A 20696-nucleotide genomic window follows, 5' to 3' on the forward strand; every position below is an offset into this window, starting at 1 on the left:
GCTCCTAGCCCGGCGGGTGGCGCATCGCGGAGGAATAGCGGCCGGTGACGAAATGCTCGATCTGACGCTCGATATCGGCAAGCAGCGAGCTTGCCCCAATGCGGAAGAGCGACGGCTCCAGCCAGTCGCGGCCGAGCTCCTCCTTCATCAGGATCTGCCAGGCGAGCGCGTCCTTGGCGGCGCTGAGCCCGCCCGCCGGCTTGAAGCCGACGGGAAAGCCCGTCCGTTCCAGATAGTCGCGAATGGCGCGCACCATGACGAGGCTGACCGGCAGCGTGGCGTTCACCGCCTCCTTGCCGGTAGAAGTCTTGACGAAATCGGCGCCGGCCATCATCGCCACCATGGCGGCCTTGTAGACGCTCCGCAGCGTCTTCAGCTCACCGGTCGCCAGGATCGCCTTCAGATGCGCTTTGCCGGCGGCCTCGCGCATCGCCGCCATCTCGTCGTAGAGCGCGGCCCATTCCTGGCGGAAGACATGGCCGCGGGTAATGACGATATCGATGTCGCCCGCCCCCTCCCCGACGGCGTAGCGGATCTCGTCGAGGCGCAGCTTCAAGGGCATCAGGCCGGCGGGAAAGCCGGTGGCGACGGAGGCGACGGGAATGCCGGAGCCTCGGAGCGCCTTCACAGCGGGCCGCACCATCGTCGGGTAGACGCAGACGGCCGCCACCTGAAGGGGCTCAGCAAAGCCGAGCGCTTGCAGAAGGTCGGGGCGCAACGGCGTCTTCGCCTTGGCGCAAAGCCGGTGCACGCGCTCCGGCGTGTCGTCGCCCGACAGCGTCGTCAAGTCGATGCAGGTGATCGCCTTCAAGAGCCAGGCCGCCTGCCATTCCTTCTTCAGGCTGCGGCGCGTCGTCAGCGTGGCGGCGCGGCGCTCCGCCCCGGAAAGGTTCACCCGCGCCTCGTGGAACCATTCGCGATTGAGCGGCACGCCCGGATTGCGCGCTGCGTGCGGTTCCGGCGCGGCCGGGCTCCCGGCCCCACGGCCGGCGATGGAGGCGAGCGGGGCGACCCGGTCCACGGACATCTGCAACTCCCAGCTTCACCGTTTTGGGCGAGTCAAAAGGCTCACCCGTTCCTCGCGCCCCCCGCCGAAACGAGGATCGACGATAACGGCTCCGGCTTCAACGGCGTGCCGACTTTGGCACGGCGCGAGCACGAAGCCGATGGCCCGCGCCCGCGCGAGCGCTCAAGGATTGTTGCCGAAGTACTTCCGCCGCAGCCCTTCCAACTCGTCGCGGCCCTCAAGTGCGATCAGCTCCACCGTCAGCGGACGCGTGAAACCGGTCCGCAGGGTGACACCAAACCCGTATTTGTCCGGCTCGAAGATGGCGCCGATCACCTCCAGCGGCTGCCCGGGATGGGTATGAGCATAATATTCCAGCACCGGCGCGCCGCCGACAATGGCGTCGACCTCGTGGTTGAGTAGCGCCTCGGCCGCCTCCCCGACGCCAGGGAACGTGACGTATTCCAGGGAATTGGCGCGGGCGAAATCCTCCGCCACGCTGCCCTCCGCCACGGCCACGCGCTTGCCGGGCAGGTCGGCGAGGCCGTCGATCTGGTTGTTGAGCGTGATCGTCGTCATGACGCTGGTGATGGTGGAGGTGACATAGGCGACGACGGCGACGCCGCACAGAAGCCAGATTGCCGCCCAAATCCGTCCAAGCCAACCGAAATAGTTCTTGCGGATCGGCGCTTTGCCGGATGTGGCAATCGACATGACGGCGAAGAAGCCCTCAGCAAAACCCTCGCGCCAGCGCTTGGGGAAATCCTTGTCGAAGCGACGATAGAAGAGCGTGAAAAGGACGGAGGCCATGAGGATGACGAAGCCGATCCACAGATAGGAGCGCACATAGCCGAAATCGCGCAAGGCCCGCGCCACTTCGCCGAAGCTGGCGCCTTCCATGTCATCGACCATGATGCGCAAGCCGGAATCGAACCAGGGATAGGTGAAATCGATGCGCCTGGCCCGCGCCTCGGTGATGGAAAGGTTGGTGACGGCAACGTCGACCTCGCCTGTGGCCGTCGCCGTGACGAGATCCTTGATGGTGGGATAGACGCGGTATTGCGGCTCAAGCTCCAGCTCCATCGCCATCGCCTCCCACAGTTCGACCGCCATGCCGGAATAGCCGCCCCCATCCTCGGCCATGACGAAGGGCGCGCTCAGATAAAGGCCGACATTGACCTCACGCGCCGCATTTGGCGCCCGCGCTTCAGTGTCAGCGGCTTCGGAGCCGGCAGATGCGGCGGCGGGGGCATCGGGGGTCGTGGTTTCGCCGACCGGCTGGGCTTGGGCCCCGGCGCCCCAGGCGAAGACCAGAGCAACCGTCAGAATAAGGGCGAGAAAAAACCCGGGCAGCGCTCCCATCGACGATGTGCGCGCTGCACTTCCTAACTTAATCATCACATCCCCTTTGCCTTCGCGCCCGCCCCGCTCGCCGCCTCCTTGGCTTGCCGATGCGGTGCCGCGATGTGTCCCCTTCGACCTTTTCCTTTGACCGCAAAGGTGTTTCTCGCCGGTTAGCGAATGGAGGTCTGGGAAGGCGGGCGGGAACGCGGCGCGAAGGGCCGTCGCAGAGAGGTGCGCGGAGGAGCCACGAAGCGGCCAAGCCGAGCTTTCACGAAGGAAACGCTTCGCTGGCGAGCCGTCACGCACGCAGCTGACGTTATCGCCATCCTGGCAACGGCCGTCCACGCCCTAACAGGCAAGCAAGGTCAGGGTATCACCACGCCGCGGTAATCGCTCGCCGCGACGGCGCTGCACAGGTCGCTCCATTGGCACCCGAGACAGGCCGAGCGCGTCTTGCCCGCGGCGAAAGCCCCGCGCATCGCCCGCAAGAGCTCAGGACCGAGCGTTATCGTGGTGCCGGCTCGGACCGGACCCGGCATCAGACGGCGCAGATCGCGCGCCGCCAGGCTGTCGCGAACGCGAACGCTGGCCCGCCAGCAATGCGCATCTTCTTCGCCAAGGAGCGGCGCGCAGATGTCGTCCGGACCAGCGACGATGAGGACGTCCTCGCCTTGCGCAAGTCGCCCCGCGATCACGTCGTAGTTCGACGTGAAGGCGGGGCTGTAGCCCTTGCCCACATAGGTGAGCAGGCAGAGCAGGTGATGCGGCCGCAGCCGGATCGTCATTCAGCCGGCCGCAGCCTTGCCGCGTGCCATCAACCTCAGCGTCGCCGCGCCCAGGGCGGATTTCAGGACGGCCCCGACGAGGAAGGGAAACACCCCCAGCATGAAGGCCTGTTCCGCGCCGGTGAAGATGGCCAGCCAAGCCGCGCCGAGGAAAAGGCAGAGGGCGTTGCCGATCAGCATGTTCGCGAAGGCGAGACCGACGCGATGGCCATTCCAGCCCCTCTCGGCGAGCCAGCCGACGAGAGCGCCGACCATCGGAAAGGCGAAGAGATAGCCGGCCGTCGGGCCAACGAAGTGATGCGCGCCGGCAGCGCCGCCGGCCAGGACGGGCAAGCCGGCAGCGCCCTGCATCAGCCAGGCGACGATGGTGATGGCGCCGAGCCGCCAGCCATAGACCGCCCCGACGAGGGCGACGGCGAAGGTCTGCATGGTGATGGGGACGGGGAGCATCGGCACGGAAATGTAGGAGGACAAGGCCAGGAGCAGCGTGCCTGCGAAGACCGCAGCAACCTGCCAAACAAGCGGTCGGCTGCGTAAATCGAGAGGGCTGAAGGGCTTCAGGCTCAGCGCATCGGCACGGTTCATGGAGTCTCTCCTACGATGGATTATAGATAATTTTGGCATTCTATCGCCAAAAGACGCCACAAAGCCCGGCGGATAGCAAGAGGATTATGTTCGCAGGAGGTTTTTCGGCGTCGTGGCCGAGCCAAGATGTGCCGACGCGCACGCTCGGCGATCGAGCTCTCTATGGGTGTCTTCGGCCAATCCATTGCACATGCCGGGCGAGCACGGAGGCCGCCGCCTCCACCTCGCCGGCGCGCAAGGCGGCCAGGATCGCCCGATGGTCCCGGTCGGTGGGCGCCTCCCATTCGGCCCGCCAGCCAGCGAAGAGGAAACGCGCGCTGGCGGCATGCAGATCGTCGATCGCCTTCAGCAAGCGCGGCATGGCGCAAGGCTCCAGAATGAGGCGATGAAAGCGGCGGTTGGCTTCCTCCCAAGCCTGGACGTCGCCGGCCCTGTCCCCGGCCCTGGTGGCTTCCTCGGCCGCATCGAGGATCGCCTTGGTCAGATGCGGCGCGGCGTTGCGCAGGGCCAGCACCTCAAGCGCGGCGCGCATCTCGGCCACTTCGCGGATCTCGGCGAGACTGAAGCCGGCGACGCGCACGCCGCGGCGCGGCTCGCTGACCACCAGGCCCTGCGCCTCCAGACGCCGAAACGCCTCGCGCACAGGCACATGGCTTGCCCCGAACTCCTCGGCGACATCGTTCTGGCGCAGCTTGGTGCCGGACTCCACAGCACCGGAAATGATGCGTTCGGCGAGCGTCCGACTGATGCGCGCAGCTACTGTTTCGGCTTTCGCACCCATGGCTCTTTATAGATAATTTGTGCTTTCTCGATCGTCGAGACGTCGTGCGCGATATTCACCGCGGCCGTAACGGCTCCGGCAGCGCGGCTCCCACATCACGGCAAGTCAGCCAAGGACATTTCGGCGCTCCCATCAACCGCTCTCCTTGTGCGAGGAAAAAGCCTGCCGCATGGCGGCGCGGATCGCCTGCGAGGCCGGCGCCGCCAGCCCCGGCGCCATCTGCAGAACGAGATGCGAGCGGTGATGCGAAGCAAGGCTCGGCACGGGCACCAGATCCTCGCCCTTCAGCGTCTCGCCGAGCAAGCCGACGGCGATGCCGGAGGCGACCGCCGCGCGCACGCCGACCGTGCTTTCGCTCGAAAAGAACACGTGATGCCGCCTTCCGGAGGCCGCCAGATCGGCGAGCGCGGCCTCGCGCCACCAGCAGGCGCGATCGAACAGAGCCACCGGCAGCGGATCTTGCTCGGCGGCACCGCTTTGGCGCGAGGCCATCCAGACCAAACGCTCGCGGCGGAGCAATTCCGCTCCCGGCGGTCTATCGGGGAGTTCGTGGACGGCGATGTCCAGCCGGCCGGATCGCAAAGCCGCGCCAAAATCCGCGCCGAGAGCGCAGGTCACTTCCAGCTCCACCCCGGGGTGCTGCCGGGCGAAATCGGCCACCACGCGCGCCAAGGCGCCGCGCCCGTAATCGTCGGGCAATCCGATCCGCAGGCGGCCGCCCAGCCCGTCCTCGCGCAACTCCTCGAGCGCGGTGTCGAGCGTGCCGAGAACCTGCCGCGCCACCGGAAGCAGCCGCTCGCCCGCCATGGTGAGCGCCACGCCGCGTCCATGCCGGCGCAGCACCGGCCGTCCGACCACGCGCTCCAGCCGCTTGAGCTGCAGGCTCGCCGCAGACTGGGAACGATGAATCCGCGCCGCCCCGCCGGTCACGCTGCCGGCCTCCACGATGGCAAGGAAGGTGCGCAAGAGCTCGCTGTCGAGTTGATGCATCAGCCATGAGAAAATTCGATGGTTGATTTTGAGCATACGCGTTTTTCCTATCGTCCGTCACCCCATAGCCTGGGCGCGCCTTTTCCAGGGAGCGTCTTTCGTGACCTTGATCGAGACCTTCAAGAGCATCAGCCCCGCCATCAGGGCGGCCTACGGCGCATTGGCCGTCGGCTTGCTCGCGGGGCTTGCGCTCGCTCCCGACAAAGCCGCCGCGACAGCGCTTTTCGTGGTCGAAAGCCTTATCGTCATTGCGCCAATCGTCATCCCGGGCATCGTCCTTGCCGCCTGGATTACCGCCAGCGGGGCGGCGGACCGCGTGGCGGCGGCGTTTCGCGGCCGGATGCTGACGGCGGTTCTCGGCGCCTCCGCGATCGGCGCCATCACCCCGGTCTGCGGGGTCACGGTGCTGCCGCTCATGGCAGGATTGCTGGCCGGCGGCGTGCCGTTCGCACCGGTGATGGCCTTCTGGCTCTCCTCGCCCATTACCGATCCGGCAATGCTCGCCACCACGAGCGCGACGCTCGGGCTTTCCTTCGCCATCGGCAAGACCATCGCCGCTTTCGCGCTCGGCATCTTCGGCGGGCTCGTCAGCGCGGGGTTCGCCGAAACCGCGTGGGCGCACGCGCCTTTGCGGCGGAATTGGCTCACCGCGCGCCTCGGCACGCGATGCCAGGCGGAGGAGGCGCCTTTCCAGGCCGCGATATGGCGCGAAGCGCCGCGCCGGGCCCGCTTTCGGCGCGAGGCCTGGTCGATCACGCGGCTCATGCTGATCGTGCTGACGCCCGCCTTCGCCGCCGAATATGTGCTCAACGCCATGCTGCAGCCGGGGGCGATGTCGGCCTATGTCGGCGAGGACAATCCCTGGGCGGTTCCGCTTGCCGTGCTGGTCGGCGCGCCCGCCTATGTGGACGGCTATGCGGCCCTGCCGCTGACGCGGGCGCTGTTGGAGGCCGGGATGGCGCCCGGCGCGGCGATGGCCTTCCTCATCTCCGGCGGCGTTGTCAGCATCTGGGGCGCCATGGCGATCTTCCCGGTGCTGAGAATCAAGCCCTTCCTGCTCTATCTCGCCCTTGCTCTCCTCGGCTCCATGATCAGCGGCTGGGCCTTCGGCGCGTGGATGTGAAGGCTCGCCGGCCGCCAGGCGGCGCCAGCCTGGCGCGCGGCCCCGGCGATACCCTCAGGCGGCCAGCCAAAGCTCGAAAGCCAGCCCGGAGGCGAGAGAGCCGAGAAGCGCCAGCGCGATATAGAGCGCAAAGACCGGCGGGCGGGCGAGCGCCCAGACCGCAAGGGCGGCAGGCAGCGACGTCACGCCGCCGGAAACCAGAAAGGCCAGCCCGGCGCCCTCCGACATGCCCTGCTCGATAAGGCCGGAGACGAGCGGCAAGGCCGCATAGCCGTTGAGATAGGCTGGCACGCCGACGAGCGTCGCCAGAAGCACAGACAGGATGCCATCGCCTCCCACGGCGCGCACCACCCAGTCGGCCGGCACGTAGGCGACCATCAGGCTCTCCAGCAGGAAGGCGAGGCTCAGCCACTTCAGCAGAAACATGGTCGTCTTCAGCCCTTCGCGCGCGAACAGCCTGCGCCGCTCGCCAGCACGCCAGAAGCGCCAGGCAACGGGCTTGGGCGCACGCAGGGAAGCGGCCGCGCAGCCGCCGGTGCCGACACCTTCGCGCAAAGGCTCGGCGAGCGCTCCGCCACGGCCGAGCATCAGCGTCACCCAGCCGCCGAAAAGACCGATCCCGATCGCCGCCAGCGTCTTGGCAACGGCGAACTCCATATCGAGCAGGCCCGCGGTCAGCACGAACATCGACGGATCGATGACCGGCGAGGCCAGCCAGAAGGCCATGACGGCGGACAAGGGCACGCCCATGGCAAGCAGCGCCGCGATAAGCGGGATCACCCCGCACGAACAGAAAGGCGAGAGCCCCCCGGCCACCGCGGCAAGAGCGATCATCAAAAGCGGCGAGCCGGTGAAGGCCCGCGCGATCAAACTGTCGGCGCCGCTCGCCCTGGCATAGGCCGCCAGAGCGATCGACAGGAGGAGGTAGGGCGAGGTTTCAGCGAGCGCGGCGAGCGCGAAGCGAAGGCTCTGACCGCCCTGGGGCGGGTCCAGGATGGTAATGGCGGCAAGGATGAGGGCCGTGGCGATCCATACCCGCTCGCCCGACCAGAGATGCCGCGCGAGGACGACGCCTCGGTTGCTCAGCGAGATTACTGCCCCGGTCACCGCATAGGCCTCCGCTTCCTTTTGACTACAAAACCAGAATTAACGTTATTTCAGGCCGCACGGATAGGCACGCCGCCGCCCCTTCAAGCAACCTTCTGTCTGACGAGCTCCACGCCCATGCAACACTCCGCCGTCAGGTAATCCAATGTCCGGTTCATCGCCCGGTAATCGGCGCGGTTGACGATCTCGCGGCCACGACGCTCCTGCTTCACCAGGCCGGCCGTCACCAGGGTGCGCAGATGGTGCGCGAGGGTGGAGAGCGGCAGGCCCGTATGCGATGCGATATCGCCGACGATGAGACCCTCGTCTCCGGCGCGCACGAGCAGGCGGAAGATTTGAAGACGCGCCTCGTGCCCGAGCGCCGCCAAGGCCCGCGCCACCGTGGAGTTTCTCTCGTTCATGCGGCAAACATAACTATTACACTAGTTATGTCAATATAAGTACCGTAGCCGTCATGGCGTCTCATTTCTTCCTATGGGTCGGCGCATGGAAATCCGGCGGCTTGTCGGCGATCCAGTTCAAGAATCTGGCGATCCTCGGGTGCTGCGAAAGCGGCTCTGCCTCTTCGGCCATGCGGGCGAGCACAAGATTGGAGAAACAGGCATGGAGGGTGCGGTGGCAGATCGGATGGATCGGCACGACCTCGCGCCCGCCGCGGCTCTTGGGGCGCGGATGATGCCATTCCACCCGCCGGCCGAGCGGACGGCCGCATAGCCAGCAGGGCTGCACTGCCTCTCCCGCCGTCGCTTCCTTGGCTCGGCCTCGCATGGCCGGAACCTACGCCGGCACGGGCCGGGTGGGCAATTCCGCCCGGTGGCGCAACAGCCGCCCGCCGGCATCAGGCGGGGTCAGCGCGCCAGGCGGCAAAGAAGGCGCAGAAGAGCAGCATTCAGCGCCAAACAGGCGGCGACGAAGAGCGGACCTTCCAGCACCTCGCCAAGGCCCGGGATGCGGGCGATGAGCGAAATCCACGGCTGGGCGAGCAGCACCGCGAAGACGCCGGCGAGCGGATCGGGCGTCATGCCGAGGAAGCCGGCTCGGTTGAGCGGCACGACAAGAAGGCTGAAGATCGCCAGAACCACGTAGAACCAGAAAACCGAGATGCATATGCGGCGCATGGCTTCTCCTTTCTTCTCGGGCTTCGCGAGAAGAGCGCGGCGCGCCGAAGGCGGAAGCCACTCTCCAGGAGCGGCGAGCACTACGAGCCGAATGCGGCGATACGGCGAGCCGTCTCAGGATCGAGGAAGCCGCGAAGCGTCGCTTCCGTCTCTTCCGCCATCGCCGCATCGAGACCCCGGCCGCCGCCGGCGAGGATGCGCTTCAAATCCCGCACCGGGCCGGCCGGCAAAGCGGCGATGCGCTCCGCCAGTGCCAGGGCGCGCGGCATCAGCTCTTCGTCCGGGACGACTTCATGAAGAAGGCCCCATTGAAGCGCCTGCCTTGCGTGGAACTTCTCGCCGAAAAGGATGAGCTCGCGCGCCTTCTGAAGCCCGACGAGGCGCGGCAGCAGCTCCGTCACGCCGCCAGTGACGAAAAGGCCCCAGGAGATCTCCGGAAAGAAGAAGCGGGTATTCTCGGCCGCCACGGCGAAATCGCAATTGATGACCCATTCCAGCCCGCCGCCGACAGCCCAGCCGCGGACGGCACCGACGACCGGCTTGTCGCCCCTCACGATGGCGCGTGTCACCTCCTGGATACGCTCCACATAAGCGCGGGTGCCGGCCTCGTCGGAAACCTGGCCCGAAAAATCCTTGAGGTCGTCGCCGGAGCAGAAGGCGCGCCCCTCGCCGGTGAAGAGGATGGCACGCACCTCCTCATCCCTCGCAGCCTTGGCGAAGGCCGCCAAAAGGTCTTCCAGGAGCTCCGGGCAAATGGCGTTGAGACGCGCCGGCCGGTTGAGAGAGATCTTTTCCACGCCGTTGCCGAGATAAGTGGAGATGACGGTGCCGCTCATGGCTGTTGCCTCCTGACGACGCGACGGGTCTTGCCTTCGGTGCGCGGCAGGGCGCCGAAAGGCAGCAAGCTCACGCGCCCGGTGGCGCCGAGCTCGGCCTTGATGCGCCGCTCCAGAGCCTCGGCAAGGCCCTTTCCCGCGCCCACACCCTCGGCCATCTCGGCCTCGATCGGCAGGGCATCGTAAGGGCCGGGGCCTTGGAGGACGATGCGGTATTCGCCGGAGAGCTCGGCGAAGGCGTGAATGACGGCGGCAACCTGCGTCGGGAAAAGGTTGAGGCCGCGCACCACGACCATGTCGTCGGCGCGGCCGACGACGCGAAAGCGCGGCGCGGTACGCCCGCAGCGGGCGCGGCCGGTGCCGGTGAGGAGCACGATATCGCCGGTGCGAAAGCGCACCAAAGGCTGGCAGTCGCGGCGCATATGGGTGAGCACCAATTCGCCGCGCATGCCCTCCTTGAAGGGCACCGGCTCGCCGCTCTCAGGCTCCACGAGCTCCGGATGCAGGATGTCGAGCGCCATGAAATGCAGGTCGCACTCCACTTCGCTCTGGCCAGCGAAATTGCAGAAGACGTCGCTGACGCCGTAATTGGCGTTGCGCACGGCAAAGCCCCAGACCTCCTCCAGCCTTGCGCGGAAGGCGGGATCGTCGAGCCCAGCCTCGCCGCCGAAGAGGCCGAGCCGCAAGCCGAGGTCGCGCGGCTTCAGGCCTTGGAAGCGCTCCGCGATGACGCGCTCCAGCACCGCAGGATAGGAGGGCGTGCAGGAAATCGCCGTGACGGCAAGCTCGCGGATGGTGCGGATGAGAAGCTCGCTATCGCCGACGCCGAAGGGGACAACGGTCGCCCCGGTCGCCTCAAGCGTCGTGTGGTCGGTGAAGCCACCCATCCAAAGGCGATAATTCAGACAATGGACGACGCGGTGGCCGGGGCCGAGGCCGCTTGCCGCCTGCGCCCTGGCGCCGACGAGAGCCGTCTCCTCGGCGTCGCGGGCCGAAAGGGCAAGGTTCATCGCCGTGCCGGTGGTGCCGGACGTGCGATGAATGCGGGCGATGCGAGCGGGTTCGGCGGCGAGATAATCGCCGAAGGGCGGATGCGCGGCCTGGCTGTCGCGCAGCATCTCCTTGTCGATGAGCGGCAATTCGGCGAGCGCCTCCAGCCTTTGCGGCGGCGCCTTGCCGGCCCAGGCGCGCCGGTGCAGCGGCGAATGGGCGGCAAGATAGTCGCGCTGCCTCTCCCAAAGGCGCTGGCGGTGGGCGGCAAGCTCCGCCACATCGGCAAAATCGGCGCGGTCGACGAGCATCGCTCCCTCGGGCGCAACGGGCAAGAGACGGGTGGGGCATTTGCCGATGCGAGCGGCAGGCTATCCGGCAGGGCCCTATCGCTTGTTCCAGAGTAAATGACAGTGATATCATTTTCATTTATTATCGAATCTGTCAATCTGGACCGCGCATGATGCGCGGCACGGAAAGGGGCGGATGCTGGAGAAAGGAAAGGCGAAGGGCGGGCTCGATTTTGCCGCAGCGCTCTCAGAGCGTGCCGCGTCGCCGGACCTACGCAAGGTGGAGCGCACGCGCCTCACCCTCCTTGCCGCCCTCGCCGCTGAGCTGCTGGCCGGAGCGGAACGGGGCGGCTTGAAGGTCTCCGGCGTGACGCGGGCGGCCGACCTCGCCCATGGCACCTTCTACCGCTACTTCCCGGAGATGGGCGCGGCCCTGGAGGCCTTGGTGGAGGAATTCTCCGCCTTCCTGGAAGCGCGGCTTGCCGGCGGGCTTGAAGGCGCGCCAGGCTCACGCGAGCGGGTGAAGGGCACGATGCTTCTCTATACGCGCCTGTTTGCCGCCAATGCCGGCCTGATGCGCTGCCTCATCGGCCTTGGCAACGACAGCTCCGCCTTCGCCCGCTCCTATCAGGCGCTGAACCGGGCCTGGTACCGGCGCATGGCGGCGGCGATGGCGCGCGGGCGCGCCGCCATGGGGTTGAAGAGCGCGCAAGAGGCCGAAGATCTCTTGCCGACCGCCTACGCGCTCGGCGGCATGGTCGACGACTTTCTGGCGCAGCTTTTTCTGCGCCACGAGCCGGCGCTCGCCGCCCTCGGCCAAGACGAGGAGGCGGTGGCGGAGCTTCTCACCGACTTGTGGTGGCGCGCCGCCTATGGGCGCACCGACCAGGAAGGCTCGCCTTAGAAGGGCAGGATCAAGGGCACGAGCAGCACCGTCGTGGCGAGCGCGATCGCCGCGAAGGGCACGCCGATGCGCACGAAATCCATGAAGGTGTAATTGCCAGGGCCCGTCACCAGGGCGTTCACCGGCGAGGAAACCGGCGTCATGAAGGCCGAGGAGGCGGCGAGCGCCACGGTCATGGCGAAGGGATAGGGCGAGGTGTTCAGCGTCTCGGCCAGGACGATGCAGACCGGCGCCATCAACACGGCCGTCGCCGTGTTGGAGATGAACAGCGACAGGCCCGCCGTAACGAGAAAAAGCCCGGCGAGAAGAACCCGCGGACCCGCCTCGCCGACGGCGGCGAGCATGGCGTCGGCCGCAAGCTGCACGCCACCCGTCTTCTGCAAGGCGACGGAGAAGGGCAACATGCCGACGATGAGGATGAGGCTCTGCCAATGAATGGAGCGATAGGCGGAGGGCATGTCGACACAGCCGAAGAGCCCCATTAAGAGGCAGCCGAGAAGCGCCGCCAGAACGTTCGGCACCAATCCCGTCACCATCAGGAAGACAACGAGGCCGAGGGAGAGAAGCGCGTAGGGCGCCCGGCCGGGCGCCGGCAGCGCATCCTCCAATTCCACAGGTAGATTGAGGAGAATGAGGTCGCCGCCGGTCGTCTGCAGCGCCCGGATGGCGCGCCATGGCCCGAAGACGAGGAGCGTGTCGCCGACACGCAGCCGTTCCTCCAGGATCGGCGCCGTGACCGCCTCGCGGCCGCGCTTCAGGCCAACGACGGCAAGGCCCGTCTCCGTGCGCAGATGCGATTGAAGCAGGGTGCGGCCGAGATATTTCGATTCCGCCGGCAGCATCACCTCAGCCATGCCGATTTCCTGCGAGCGGTCGTTGAAGTAGCTGCCGGTGAGCGGCAGACGCTTCAGGCCGAAACGCCGGCAGATTTCGTCCAGATCGAATTCAGGCGCGAAGACGTCGAGGAAGAGAACGTCGCCCTCAAGAAGCTCCGTCTCGGCGAGCGGGCGGATGAGATGGCGGGCAAAGCCGCGGCCTCGCTCGATGGCGATGATGTCGACGCCGGTGGCGGCGCGCAAATCGAGCGCCTTCAGGCGCCGGCCGATCAGCGGCGAGCCCGGCGCGATGCGCAGCCGGCCCTCGCGCTCGGCGAGCCCGTATTCGGCGACCCATTCGGCAAGGCGCGGGCGGGTGCCGGTTTCCTCCACGGCGCCGCCGGGCAGGAATCTGCGCACAAGCAGCATGTAGCCAATGGCCATGATCAGCAGCGGGATGCCGAAGGGCGTAATGTCGAAGAAGCCGAAACCCTCAAAGCCGCTGCGCACCAGCTCGGCATGCAGGATGAGGTTGGGCGGCGTGCCGACGAGGGTCATCATGCCACTGAGAAGGCCGCCGATACTGAGCGGCATCATCAGCTGGCTGGGCGAGAGGTGGGCGCGGCGCGCCACGCGCAGGACAATCGGGATGAAGAGCGCCACGACACCGGTGGAGCTCATCACCGAGCCGATGAGCGCGACCGTCACCATCAACAGGGCGATCAGCGCCGCCTCGCTGCCACCAGCGCGGCGCACGATGCGCTCGCCGAGATGTTGGGCGACACCGGTGCGCACCAACCCCTCGCCGATGACGAAGAGGGCGGCGATGAGAACGATGTTGGGATCGGCGAAGCCGGCAAGCGCCTCCTCGACCGTGATGACGCCGGAGAGCGGAAGCGCCACCAGCATGATCAGCGCCACGGCATCCATGCGCGGACGGTTGGCGATGAAAAGGACGATCGCCACCGCAAGAAGGGCGAGGACGATGAGAAGATCAGAATTCATGCCGTCGGCATAGGCGATTTTACCGGCAACGTCGCGGGCCTCCCGGGCGGCGTGGCGGCATGCCAGCGATGCAAGACAATCGGCGTGTCAGGCTAGAGGCGCAGCCCGAAGCTTTCCTTGAAGGCCCTCTCACCAGCGCGCGTGACCTCCAGGGCACGGGTCCCGGAAAGACGGCGGACCCAGCCCGCCTCCAGACTGTGCGAGCAGAGCGCGGCGCCGAGCGCGCCGGCGAGATGTGGCCGCCGCTCGCTCCAGTCAAGGCAGGGGCGGCAGAGGATGCGCCCGGAGCCACGCGTCTGCCGGGCCTGAAGCGGCGCTACGTCAAGGCCGATGCGGGCAAGGAAATCCAACCCCGCTTCTGTCAGGATTTCCGCCTCCTCGGTCAGTTCGACGTGGTCGGCGGCCGTTAGCGCGTCGGCAAGCGCCACACCGAGCGCGCCGGCAAGGTGGTCGTAGCAGGTGCGCGCGCGTCGGAGCGCCCTGTCCTTCGGCCCGACCGTGAGAGAAGCCTTCGCCTGCGGCTGCGCGGAGGCGACTTTCATGATCGCCTCCATCATCTCGGCAACGGCAGGGCCAGAGAGGCGAAAATAGCGGTGCCGACCCTGCGCCACGACATCCAGCAGGCCAGCCTTGACCGTGCGGGAAAGATGGCCGCTTGCCGTCGGCGGCGAGACGCCCGCGACAGCCGCCAGCTCGTTTGCGGTCAGCGCCCGTCCATCGAGGAGGGCGTGCAGCATCTGGGCGCGGCCGGGCTCGCCGGCGAGCGCGGCAATTTCGGCGAAGCGGTTGGTCATGGCGGCAGCTCCCTTCGAGCCGATCCTACGGGCAAAAGCAGCACATCGGTTCGGTCCTTGCCGAAACTTTTGTGAGGCCGGACAGGCAAAATGGCGCCATGGACGCCTTTCTCATCACCACCTCGCCTCGCGGCTCCTGCCTATGGCCGGTTCTAGGCCTCTGGATGCGGCGCGCCCGCACGCGGCGGGCGCTGAAGGATCTTTCTCCGCATCTTCTCGCCGATATCGGCATCACCGAAGAGGAAAGACGCCAAGAGACGGGCAAACGGTTCTGGCAGGGGTGAGATGCCTGCCGGCCTCCATCTTCGCCCGCTTGACTCTTTTCCCGTCCTTGGGAATCAATAAGAACGAATAGAGAACATGATCCCATGGCCGAGCACATACCCAAAGCCGAAAGGGGCTGGCGCGCCGGCGTGCTTTCCCGCCTGCGCCAGGAGATCGGCGCGCTGGAGGGCACCACGCCAGGCGCCAAGAAGACGCTGCCCTTCGACGCGGCGGCGATCGATAAGCATTTGCCGGATGGCGGGCTTCGGCTCGGCGCGCTGCACGAAATCTGGGGCGGGCCGGCCGGGCTTTTCCATGAGGGAGAGGCCGGCAAGCAGGCCGGGGTCACCTCCGCCGGCGCCACCTTTGCCGGCGGGGCCGGCGACATCGCCGCCGCGACGCTCTTTCTCGCCGCCATCCTCGCCCGGCTTGAGGGTCCCGTCCTGTGGTGCCTTTCGGCGCGCGACCTTTTCGCGCCGAGCCTTGCATCGGTCGGCCTATGCCCCGACCGGGTGATCCATGTGGAGACCTGGCATGGGCGCGACGTGCTCGCCGCCATGGAGGAGGGGCTGAAACATCAAGGCCTTGCCGCGGTCGTCGGCGAGACAGCGCGGCTCGGGCTGACGGCCTCGCGGCGCTTGCAGCTCGCCGCGGAGACTTCCGGGGTGACGGGCTTTGTCCTCTGCCGGCCTTTCCGCCAGGGCCCTGCCTCGGCCGGCACGGAGCCGACGGCGGCGGTGACGCGCTGGCAGATCACGCCGCTGCCCTCCTCTCCTCTTGCCGTCACCCCCTTTTCCGGCCCCTTTCCCGGCCCCTTTCCCGACACGAGCGAAAGGCTCCTCGCCGGCATCGGACCGTCACGCTGGCGGGCCGCGTTGTTGCGTTGCCGGGGCGCCGACCCGGCCTTGTTTGTCACGGAGGCCGCCGATGCAGCGGGTCGTCTCGGTGTTTCTGCCCTTCTTCCAGGCGGAGAGGCTGCGCCGTCTTACCAAAGCCCTGCCCAAAGCCCTGCCCAAAGACCTGCCGCCTGAGCGCCCGCTCGCCTTAACGGCGCGGATCGGCGCGGAGCGCAGGCTCGTCGCCCTCGACATAAAGGCACGGCAAAAGGGTCTTTATGCCGGCATGCCGGCGAGCCGGGCGCAAGCGCTGCTGCCGGGGCTGCTCCTGAAAGAGAGCGCCCCGGAGGAAGAAGCGAGGGCGCTCTACAGGCTCGCCGTCTGGGCGCTTCGCTACAGCCCCGTCGTCGCGCCCGATCCGCCGGACGGGCTCCTTCTCGACATCGGCGGCTGCGCGCATCTCTTCGGCGGCGAGGAAAAGCTGCTTGAAGACCTCCTTGCCCGCCTTTCCCGCATGGGACTCACCGCCAAGGCGGGGCTCGCGGCAAGTCTCGGCGCCGCCCATGCGCTCGCCCGCTTCGCGCCGGGGCCGGCCCCCAGGGTGCCGCCAGGGGCGAGCCTTGCGGAGCATCTGGCGCCGCTTCCAGTGGAGGCGCTGCGTCTTGACGAGGAGAGGAGCGCGGCGCTCCGCCGGCTCGGCTTTGAGCGGATGGGCGAGCTTTTCGGCAAAAGCCGCGCGCCGCTCGCCCGCCGCTTCGGGCCGGAGCTCCTGCGCCGCCTCGACGAGGCGTTGGGGGTCGCCGCCGAGCCGATCGTGCCGATACGGCCGCCGGAAAGGATCGAGACAAGGCTTGCCTTTGCCGAGCCGCTGGCGGCCGCCGAGGCGCTCTCCCTTGCCCTCGACCGCCTCGCCGAAGAGCTGTGCGAGCGGCTCGCCGCCCGCAAGGCGGGGGCGCGGCGGCTCGACCTCCTCCTCACCCGGCTCGACCGCAGCATCGCCTTGCTCTCCGTCCGCCTTGCCCGGCCGAGCCGCCGGCCGGCGCATCTGACGCAGCTTCTCGGCGAACGGCTGGGGAGCATCGATTGCGGCCTCGGCGTGGAGGAGGCCCGGCTCCTCGCCTCCGTGACGGCGCCGCTTCATGCCGAGCAGCTTGCCACCAATTTCGGCACAAAGCCGCAACAGCCGGATCTTGCCGAACTTATCGACCGGCTGCAGGGCCGGCTCGGCGGCGCTCGCATCTTCCGCACGGCGCCGGTGGAAAGCGATTTTCCCGAGCGCGCGGTGAAGCGCGTGCCGCCGCTGGAAGAGCTGCGCAGGAAGGCGGCCACGCGCCCAAGGAGCTGGCCGCGCCCCGCCCGCCTGCTTGCTCACCCGGAACCGGTGGAGGTGACGGCGCTCCTGCCCGATTATCCGCCCGCCCTCTTCGTCTGGAAAGGGGCGCGCCACCGCATCCGCCGCGCCGACGGGCCGGAGCGCATCTTCGGTGAATGGTGGCAGGGGCCCGGCGAGATCGGCCTTGCCCGCGACTATTTCCAGGTGGAGGACGAGAGGGGCGCCCGCTTCTGGCTCTTTCGTGAGACGCGCGGCGCGGCGCCACCGCGCTGGTTCCTGCACGGCTTCTTCGCCTGAGGCCGCCATGCGCTCTGCCCCGCCCTATGCCGAGCTTCAGGCCGTCTCCAACTATTCCTTCCTGCGCGGCGCCTCGCATCCGGAAGAGCTCTTCGCCGAGGCGGCCAATCTCGGCCTTTCTGCCCTCGCCATCACCGATCACGGCTCGCTCGCCGGCTTGGTGCGGGCGCATGCGGCGGCGAGGGAGACGGGCCTGCGCCTTATCGTCGGCACGCGGCTGAAGCTCTTGGACGGACCAGAGCTTCTTCTTTATCCGCGCGACCGGGCCGCCTATGGCCGCCTCTGCCGGCTCCTTACCCTCGGCAAGACCCGCGCCGGCAAGGGCGGCTGTAAGGTGACGCGGCAGGAGGTGGCGGCGCATGGCGAGGGCCAGATGGCGATCCTCATCCCCGAGGCGGCGGACGAGGCGCTGGCGGAACGGCTCGCCTGGCTGAAGGAGAGCTTCGGAAACGACGCCTCGCTCGCCCTGACGCTGCGCCGCCGTCCGGGCGAGGCGCTGCGCCTTGCCCAGCTTGCGGCGATGGCCGGCACCTACGGCGTGCCGGCGGTCGCCACCGGCGACGTCCTCTATCACCGGCCGGAGCGGCGCATCCTGCAGGACGTCATGACGGCGATCCGCGAAGGCGTCACCCTGGACGAGCTCGGCTTCAGGCGCGAGGCCTTCGCCGACAGGCACTTGAAGAGCCCCGAGGAGATGGCGCGGCTCTTCTCCTCCCATCCGCAGGCGCTCCTGCGCAGCGCCGAGATCGCCGATGCCTGCCGCTTTACGCTCGAAGAGCTGAAATACCAGTATCCGTCGGAGATCCTGATCCCCGGCATGACGCCGCAAGCAGCGCTGGAGAAGCTGACATGGGAAGGCGCGGCGGAGCGCTTTCCCGGCGGCGTGCCGGAAAAGGTCGCCACGCAGCTTCGCCACGAGCTTTGCCTCGTCGCCGAGCTCGGCTACGCCCCCTACTTCCTCACCGTGAACGCCATCGTGCGCTTCGCCCGCTCTGAAGGCATCCTCTGCCAGGGCCGCGGCAGCGCCGCCAATTCCGCCATCTGCTTCGTCCTCGGCATCACCGCCATCGACCCGGCGCGCAACGACCTCCTGTTTGAGCGCTTCGTCTCGCGCGACCGCGGCGAGCCGCCCGATATCGACGTCGATTTCGAGCATGAGCGGCGCGAGGAGGTCATCCAATGGGTCTATGAGACCTATGGGCGCCAGCGCGCGGCGCTCTGCGCCACCGTGGTGCGCTATCACGCCAAGGGCGCCATCCGCGAGGTCGGCAAGGCGCTCGGCCTCACCGAGGACGTCACCGCCGCGCTCTCCTCGCAGATCTGGGGCTGGAGCCGCGATGGCGTGGAGGAAAAGCACCTTGCCGAGCTCAACCTCAACGAAGCCGATTACCGGCTGCGGCTGACCTTAAAACTCTCGCGGGCGCTCATCGGCTTTCCGCGCCATCTCTCCCAACATCCGGGCGGCTTCGTCCTGACGGAGGACCGGCTCGACACGCTCGTGCCGATCGAGCCGGCGGCGATGACGGACCGGCAGGTCATCGAATGGGACAAGGACGATATCGACGAGCTCGGCTTCATGAAGGTCGATGTCCTAGGCCTCGGCATGCTCGGCTGCCTGCGCCGCTGCTTCGACCTCTTGAAGGCGCATCGCGGGCTCGACGTCGATATCGCCACCGTGCCGGCGGAGGAAAAGGCGGTCTACGCGATGATCGCCAAGGCCGATACGGTCGGCGTCTTTCAGATCGAAAGCCGCGCCCAGATGGCGATGGCGCCGCGGCTGAAGCCCCAGAACCTCTACGACCTCACCGTCCAGATCGCCATCGTGCGGCCCGGCCCGATCCAGGGCGAGATGGTGCATCCCTATCTGAGGCGCCGCGAGGGCAAGGAGGCGGTCGAATATCCCACCGAGGAATTCCGCCGCGTCCTCGGCAAGACACTCGGCGTGCCGCTCTTCCAGGAACAGGCGATGGCGCTCGCCGTCCATTGCGCCGGTTTCACCCCCTCGGAAGCCGACAAGCTGCGTCGCTCCATGGCGACCTTCAAGTTCACCGGCAGCGTCAGCACCTTCCGGGCAAAGTTCATCGACGGCATGCTGGCGCGCGGCTACGGGAAGGACTTCGCCGAGCGCGCCTTCACCATGATCGAGGGCTTCGGCTCCTACGGCTTTCCGGAAAGCCACGCCGCCTCCTTCGCCCTCATCGCCTATGCCAGCTCATGGGTGAAGCGCCACCATCCGGACATCTTCCTCGCCGCCATCCTCAACAGCCAGCCGATGGGCTTCTACGCCCCGGCGCAGCTGGTACGCGATGCCCGCGCCCACGGCGTCGAAGTGCTGCCCGTCGACGTCAATTTCAGCCGCTGGGACAGCGTTCTGGAACGACAAGAAGACGGCAGGGACGCGGTACGGCTCGGCCTGCGCCTCGCCAAGGGGCTCGCCAATCGGGACGGAGCGGCGCTGGTGGCGGCCCGGCATGCGCCCTATCGCAGCCTGGAGGAGGTCCATCGCCGCGCCGGCCTTGCCGCTGCCGCGCTGGAGCGCCTCGCCGAGGCCGATGCCTTTGCATCGCTCGGCCTGTCGCGGCGCAAGGCGCTATGGGCGATCCGCGGCCTTGCCGACAAACCACTGCCGCTCTTCGCCGCCGCCGATGCGCGGGAGGCAAGGATCCTTCCCGAGGCCACCGAGCCGGAGGTGGCGCTCGCCGCCATGACGGCGGGGCGCGAAGTGGCGGAGGATTACCAGAGCCTTGGCCTCACCCTGCGCCAGCATCCGGTCTTTTTCCTCAGGGCCGAACTTGAGCGGCGGCGCATCCGGCCGACCGGCATTGTCAGCACATGGCGCGACGGGGCATGGATCGAAATCGCCGGCATGGTGCTGGTGCGCCAGCGGCCGGGCAGCGCCAAAGGCGTCATGTTCATCACCATCGAGGACGAGACCGGCCAGGCCAATATCATCGTCTGGCCCGCGCTCCTGGAGCGCCAGCGACGCATCGTCCTGTCGGCGGGCATGCTTTCCTGCCGCGGCCGGGTGCAGCGCGAAGGCGAGGTCATCCATGTCGTCGCCCAGCATCTCACCGACCTTTCCGATCTCCTCAGAAAGGTCGGTGAGCGCGAAGCGCCCTTCCCGGTGCCGCCGAACCGCGCCGACGAGGTGAAGAATGGCGGCAACGGCCCCGATCCGCGCGAGATGAAGGCGCTCGGGCTGAAGCCGCGCGACATCCTCATCCCGGATCTGCGACCTGTGGGCGGCATCAGCGTCAAGGCACGCAACTTCCGCTGAGGCCGTTGCGAACCTATCCACAAGCGGCCTCGGCCAGCGCATGGGCCGGTAGGCCGTCGTTCCGGCGGAGAGCCGCTTCACGCGGCCGATTTAGCGCCGCCAGTGTCATTGAACTGTCATGTTAATTTCACAAACATGTTTTCGCCGACGCCTAGGAAGACTGCGGCCATCGCGCAATGGCCTCACGCTTTCTGCGCAGCAAAAAGGGAGATTTCT

20 protein-coding genes are annotated in these 20696 nt (G+C 67.7%); 6 read left to right on the forward strand and 14 right to left on the reverse strand.

The window, feature by feature from the left end; all coding sequences use genetic code 11:
• Nucleotides 1-4: 4 nt before the first annotated feature.
• The 6 genes from deoC to Q331_RS0105165 form a co-directional block, all read right to left on the reverse strand.
• Nucleotides 5-1027 (reverse strand): deoxyribose-phosphate aldolase, encoded by a 1023-nt coding sequence (deoC, locus tag Q331_RS0105140; protein WP_084174775.1) that lies wholly within the window; start codon nt 1025-1027, stop codon nt 5-7.
• Nucleotides 1028-1189: 162 nt separating this feature from the next.
• Nucleotides 1190-2368, reverse strand: coding sequence for a transporter substrate-binding domain-containing protein (locus tag Q331_RS0105145; protein ID WP_084174777.1), 1179 nt, complete (start codon nt 2366-2368; stop codon nt 1190-1192).
• 347 nt (nt 2369-2715) lie between these two features.
• Nucleotides 2716-3135, reverse strand: a complete 420-nt coding sequence (locus tag Q331_RS0105150; protein ID WP_026379800.1) for a DUF1284 domain-containing protein — start codon at nt 3133-3135, stop codon at nt 2716-2718.
• Nucleotides 3136-3720: a biotin transporter BioY gene (locus Q331_RS0105155; RefSeq protein ID WP_026379801.1), complete on the reverse strand. Its 585-nt coding sequence runs from the start codon at nt 3718-3720 to the stop codon at nt 3136-3138. It lies immediately after the preceding gene.
• Between the two features lie 160 nt (nt 3721-3880).
• Entirely contained in the window at nt 3881-4501 is a 621-nt protein-coding gene (locus tag Q331_RS0105160; RefSeq protein WP_026379802.1) for a GntR family transcriptional regulator, read from the reverse strand.
• Between the two features lie 132 nt (nt 4502-4633).
• Nucleotides 4634-5527 (reverse strand): LysR family transcriptional regulator, encoded by an 894-nt coding sequence (locus tag Q331_RS0105165; protein WP_245615511.1) that lies wholly within the window; start codon nt 5525-5527, stop codon nt 4634-4636.
• Nucleotides 5528-5591: 64 nt separating this feature from the next.
• On the opposite strand from Q331_RS0105165, the gene Q331_RS0105170 reads away from it, so the two are divergent.
• Complete coding sequence (locus tag Q331_RS0105170; protein WP_084174779.1) at nt 5592-6614, forward strand: permease; 1023 nt, start codon at nt 5592-5594, stop codon at nt 6612-6614.
• A 54-nt stretch (nt 6615-6668) separates the two neighbouring features.
• On the opposite strand, the gene Q331_RS0105175 is transcribed toward Q331_RS0105170, so the two are convergent.
• From Q331_RS0105175 to Q331_RS0105200, 6 genes are all read right to left on the reverse strand, one after another.
• On the reverse strand, nt 6669-7721 hold the full coding sequence (locus tag Q331_RS0105175; RefSeq protein ID WP_051630605.1) for a permease: 1053 nt from the start codon (nt 7719-7721) through the stop codon (nt 6669-6671).
• Nucleotides 7722-7804: 83 nt separating this feature from the next.
• Nucleotides 7805-8122, reverse strand: coding sequence for an ArsR/SmtB family transcription factor (locus tag Q331_RS0105180; protein WP_026379806.1), 318 nt, complete (start codon nt 8120-8122; stop codon nt 7805-7807).
• Nucleotides 8123-8183: 61 nt separating this feature from the next.
• Nucleotides 8184-8489 (reverse strand): HNH endonuclease, encoded by a 306-nt coding sequence (locus Q331_RS0105185; protein ID WP_051630607.1) that lies wholly within the window; start codon nt 8487-8489, stop codon nt 8184-8186.
• 80 nt (nt 8490-8569) lie between these two features.
• A complete protein-coding gene (locus tag Q331_RS20090; RefSeq protein ID WP_034491095.1) occupies nt 8570-8839 on the reverse strand; it encodes a hypothetical protein in 270 nt (89 codons plus the stop codon).
• A gap of 80 nt (nt 8840-8919) precedes the next feature.
• Nucleotides 8920-9675, reverse strand: coding sequence for an enoyl-CoA hydratase/isomerase family protein (locus Q331_RS0105195; protein WP_026379808.1), 756 nt, complete (start codon nt 9673-9675; stop codon nt 8920-8922).
• Nucleotides 9672-10976 carry a phenylacetate--CoA ligase family protein gene (locus Q331_RS0105200; RefSeq protein ID WP_034491097.1) on the reverse strand — a complete coding sequence of 435 codons (1305 nt, stop codon included), beginning with the start codon at nt 10974-10976 and terminating at the stop codon, nt 9672-9674. The genes Q331_RS0105195 and Q331_RS0105200 overlap by 4 nt, the downstream gene beginning before the upstream one ends.
• A 175-nt stretch (nt 10977-11151) precedes the next feature.
• Between Q331_RS0105200 and Q331_RS0105205 the strand changes: the two genes are divergently transcribed.
• Entirely contained in the window at nt 11152-11859 is a 708-nt protein-coding gene (locus Q331_RS0105205; RefSeq protein WP_026379810.1) for a TetR/AcrR family transcriptional regulator, read from the forward strand.
• Here Q331_RS0105205 and Q331_RS0105210 read toward each other — a convergent pair.
• Nucleotides 11856-13679 (reverse strand): SLC13 family permease, encoded by a 1824-nt coding sequence (locus tag Q331_RS0105210; protein WP_026379811.1) that lies wholly within the window; start codon nt 13677-13679, stop codon nt 11856-11858. The two genes, Q331_RS0105205 and Q331_RS0105210, sit on opposite strands and share 4 nt — an antisense overlap.
• Nucleotides 13680-13771: 92 nt before the next feature.
• Entirely contained in the window at nt 13772-14473 is a 702-nt protein-coding gene (locus Q331_RS0105215) for an ArsR/SmtB family transcription factor (RefSeq protein WP_026379812.1), read from the reverse strand.
• Nucleotides 14474-14571: 98 nt separating this feature from the next.
• On the opposite strand from Q331_RS0105215, the gene Q331_RS0105220 reads away from it, so the two are divergent.
• From Q331_RS0105220 to Q331_RS0105235, 4 genes are all read left to right on the forward strand, one after another.
• Nucleotides 14572-14757, forward strand: coding sequence for a DUF1127 domain-containing protein (locus Q331_RS0105220; RefSeq protein WP_051630609.1), 186 nt, complete (start codon nt 14572-14574; stop codon nt 14755-14757).
• Nucleotides 14758-14841: 84 nt separating this feature from the next.
• Nucleotides 14842-15768, forward strand: coding sequence for an ImuA family protein (locus Q331_RS20095; RefSeq protein ID WP_051630611.1), 927 nt, complete (start codon nt 14842-14844; stop codon nt 15766-15768).
• On the forward strand, nt 15665-17203 hold the full coding sequence (locus Q331_RS0105230; RefSeq protein ID WP_026379814.1) for a Y-family DNA polymerase: 1539 nt from the start codon (nt 15665-15667) through the stop codon (nt 17201-17203). The genes Q331_RS20095 and Q331_RS0105230 overlap by 104 nt, the downstream gene beginning before the upstream one ends.
• Before the next feature lie 7 nt (nt 17204-17210).
• Complete coding sequence (locus tag Q331_RS0105235; RefSeq protein WP_026379815.1) at nt 17211-20480, forward strand: error-prone DNA polymerase; 3270 nt, start codon at nt 17211-17213, stop codon at nt 20478-20480.
• Nucleotides 20481-20696: the final 216 nt, after the last annotated feature.

Origin of the sequence: Afifella pfennigii DSM 17143 (assembly GCF_000688515.1) — a bacterium.
GTDB lineage: Bacteria > Pseudomonadota > Alphaproteobacteria > Rhizobiales > Afifellaceae > Afifella > Afifella pfennigii.

Coding starts and splice junctions, on each gene's coding strand:
- Q331_RS0105205 (WP_026379810.1), top strand. CDS start 11,152: ATGCTGGAGAAAGGAAAGGCGAAGGGCGGGCTCGATTTTGCCGCAGCG.
- Q331_RS0105145 (WP_084174777.1), bottom strand. CDS start 2,368: ATGGGAGCGCTGCCCGGGTTTTTTCTCGCCCTTATTCTGACGGTTGCT.
- Q331_RS0105150 (WP_026379800.1), bottom strand. CDS start 3,135: ATGACGATCCGGCTGCGGCCGCATCACCTGCTCTGCCTGCTCACCTAT.
- Q331_RS0105210 (WP_026379811.1), bottom strand. CDS start 13,679: ATGAATTCTGATCTTCTCATCGTCCTCGCCCTTCTTGCGGTGGCGATC.
- Q331_RS20095 (WP_051630611.1), top strand. CDS start 14,842: ATGGCCGAGCACATACCCAAAGCCGAAAGGGGCTGGCGCGCCGGCGTG.
- Q331_RS0105220 (WP_051630609.1), top strand. CDS start 14,572: ATGGACGCCTTTCTCATCACCACCTCGCCTCGCGGCTCCTGCCTATGG.
- Q331_RS0105230 (WP_026379814.1), top strand. CDS start 15,665: ATGCAGCGGGTCGTCTCGGTGTTTCTGCCCTTCTTCCAGGCGGAGAGG.
- Q331_RS0105215 (WP_026379812.1), bottom strand. CDS start 14,473: ATGACCAACCGCTTCGCCGAAATTGCCGCGCTCGCCGGCGAGCCCGGC.
- Q331_RS0105155 (WP_026379801.1), bottom strand. CDS start 3,720: ATGAACCGTGCCGATGCGCTGAGCCTGAAGCCCTTCAGCCCTCTCGAT.
- Q331_RS20090 (WP_034491095.1), bottom strand. CDS start 8,839: ATGCGCCGCATATGCATCTCGGTTTTCTGGTTCTACGTGGTTCTGGCG.
- Q331_RS0105165 (WP_245615511.1), bottom strand. CDS start 5,527: ATGCTCAAAATCAACCATCGAATTTTCTCATGGCTGATGCATCAACTC.
- deoC (WP_084174775.1), bottom strand. CDS start 1,027: ATGTCCGTGGACCGGGTCGCCCCGCTCGCCTCCATCGCCGGCCGTGGG.
- Q331_RS0105185 (WP_051630607.1), bottom strand. CDS start 8,489: ATGCGAGGCCGAGCCAAGGAAGCGACGGCGGGAGAGGCAGTGCAGCCC.
- Q331_RS0105200 (WP_034491097.1), bottom strand. CDS start 10,976: ATGCTCGTCGACCGCGCCGATTTTGCCGATGTGGCGGAGCTTGCCGCC.
- Q331_RS0105235 (WP_026379815.1), top strand. CDS start 17,211: ATGCGCTCTGCCCCGCCCTATGCCGAGCTTCAGGCCGTCTCCAACTAT.
- Q331_RS0105180 (WP_026379806.1), bottom strand. CDS start 8,122: ATGAACGAGAGAAACTCCACGGTGGCGCGGGCCTTGGCGGCGCTCGGG.
- Q331_RS0105160 (WP_026379802.1), bottom strand. CDS start 4,501: ATGGGTGCGAAAGCCGAAACAGTAGCTGCGCGCATCAGTCGGACGCTC.
- Q331_RS0105195 (WP_026379808.1), bottom strand. CDS start 9,675: ATGAGCGGCACCGTCATCTCCACTTATCTCGGCAACGGCGTGGAAAAG.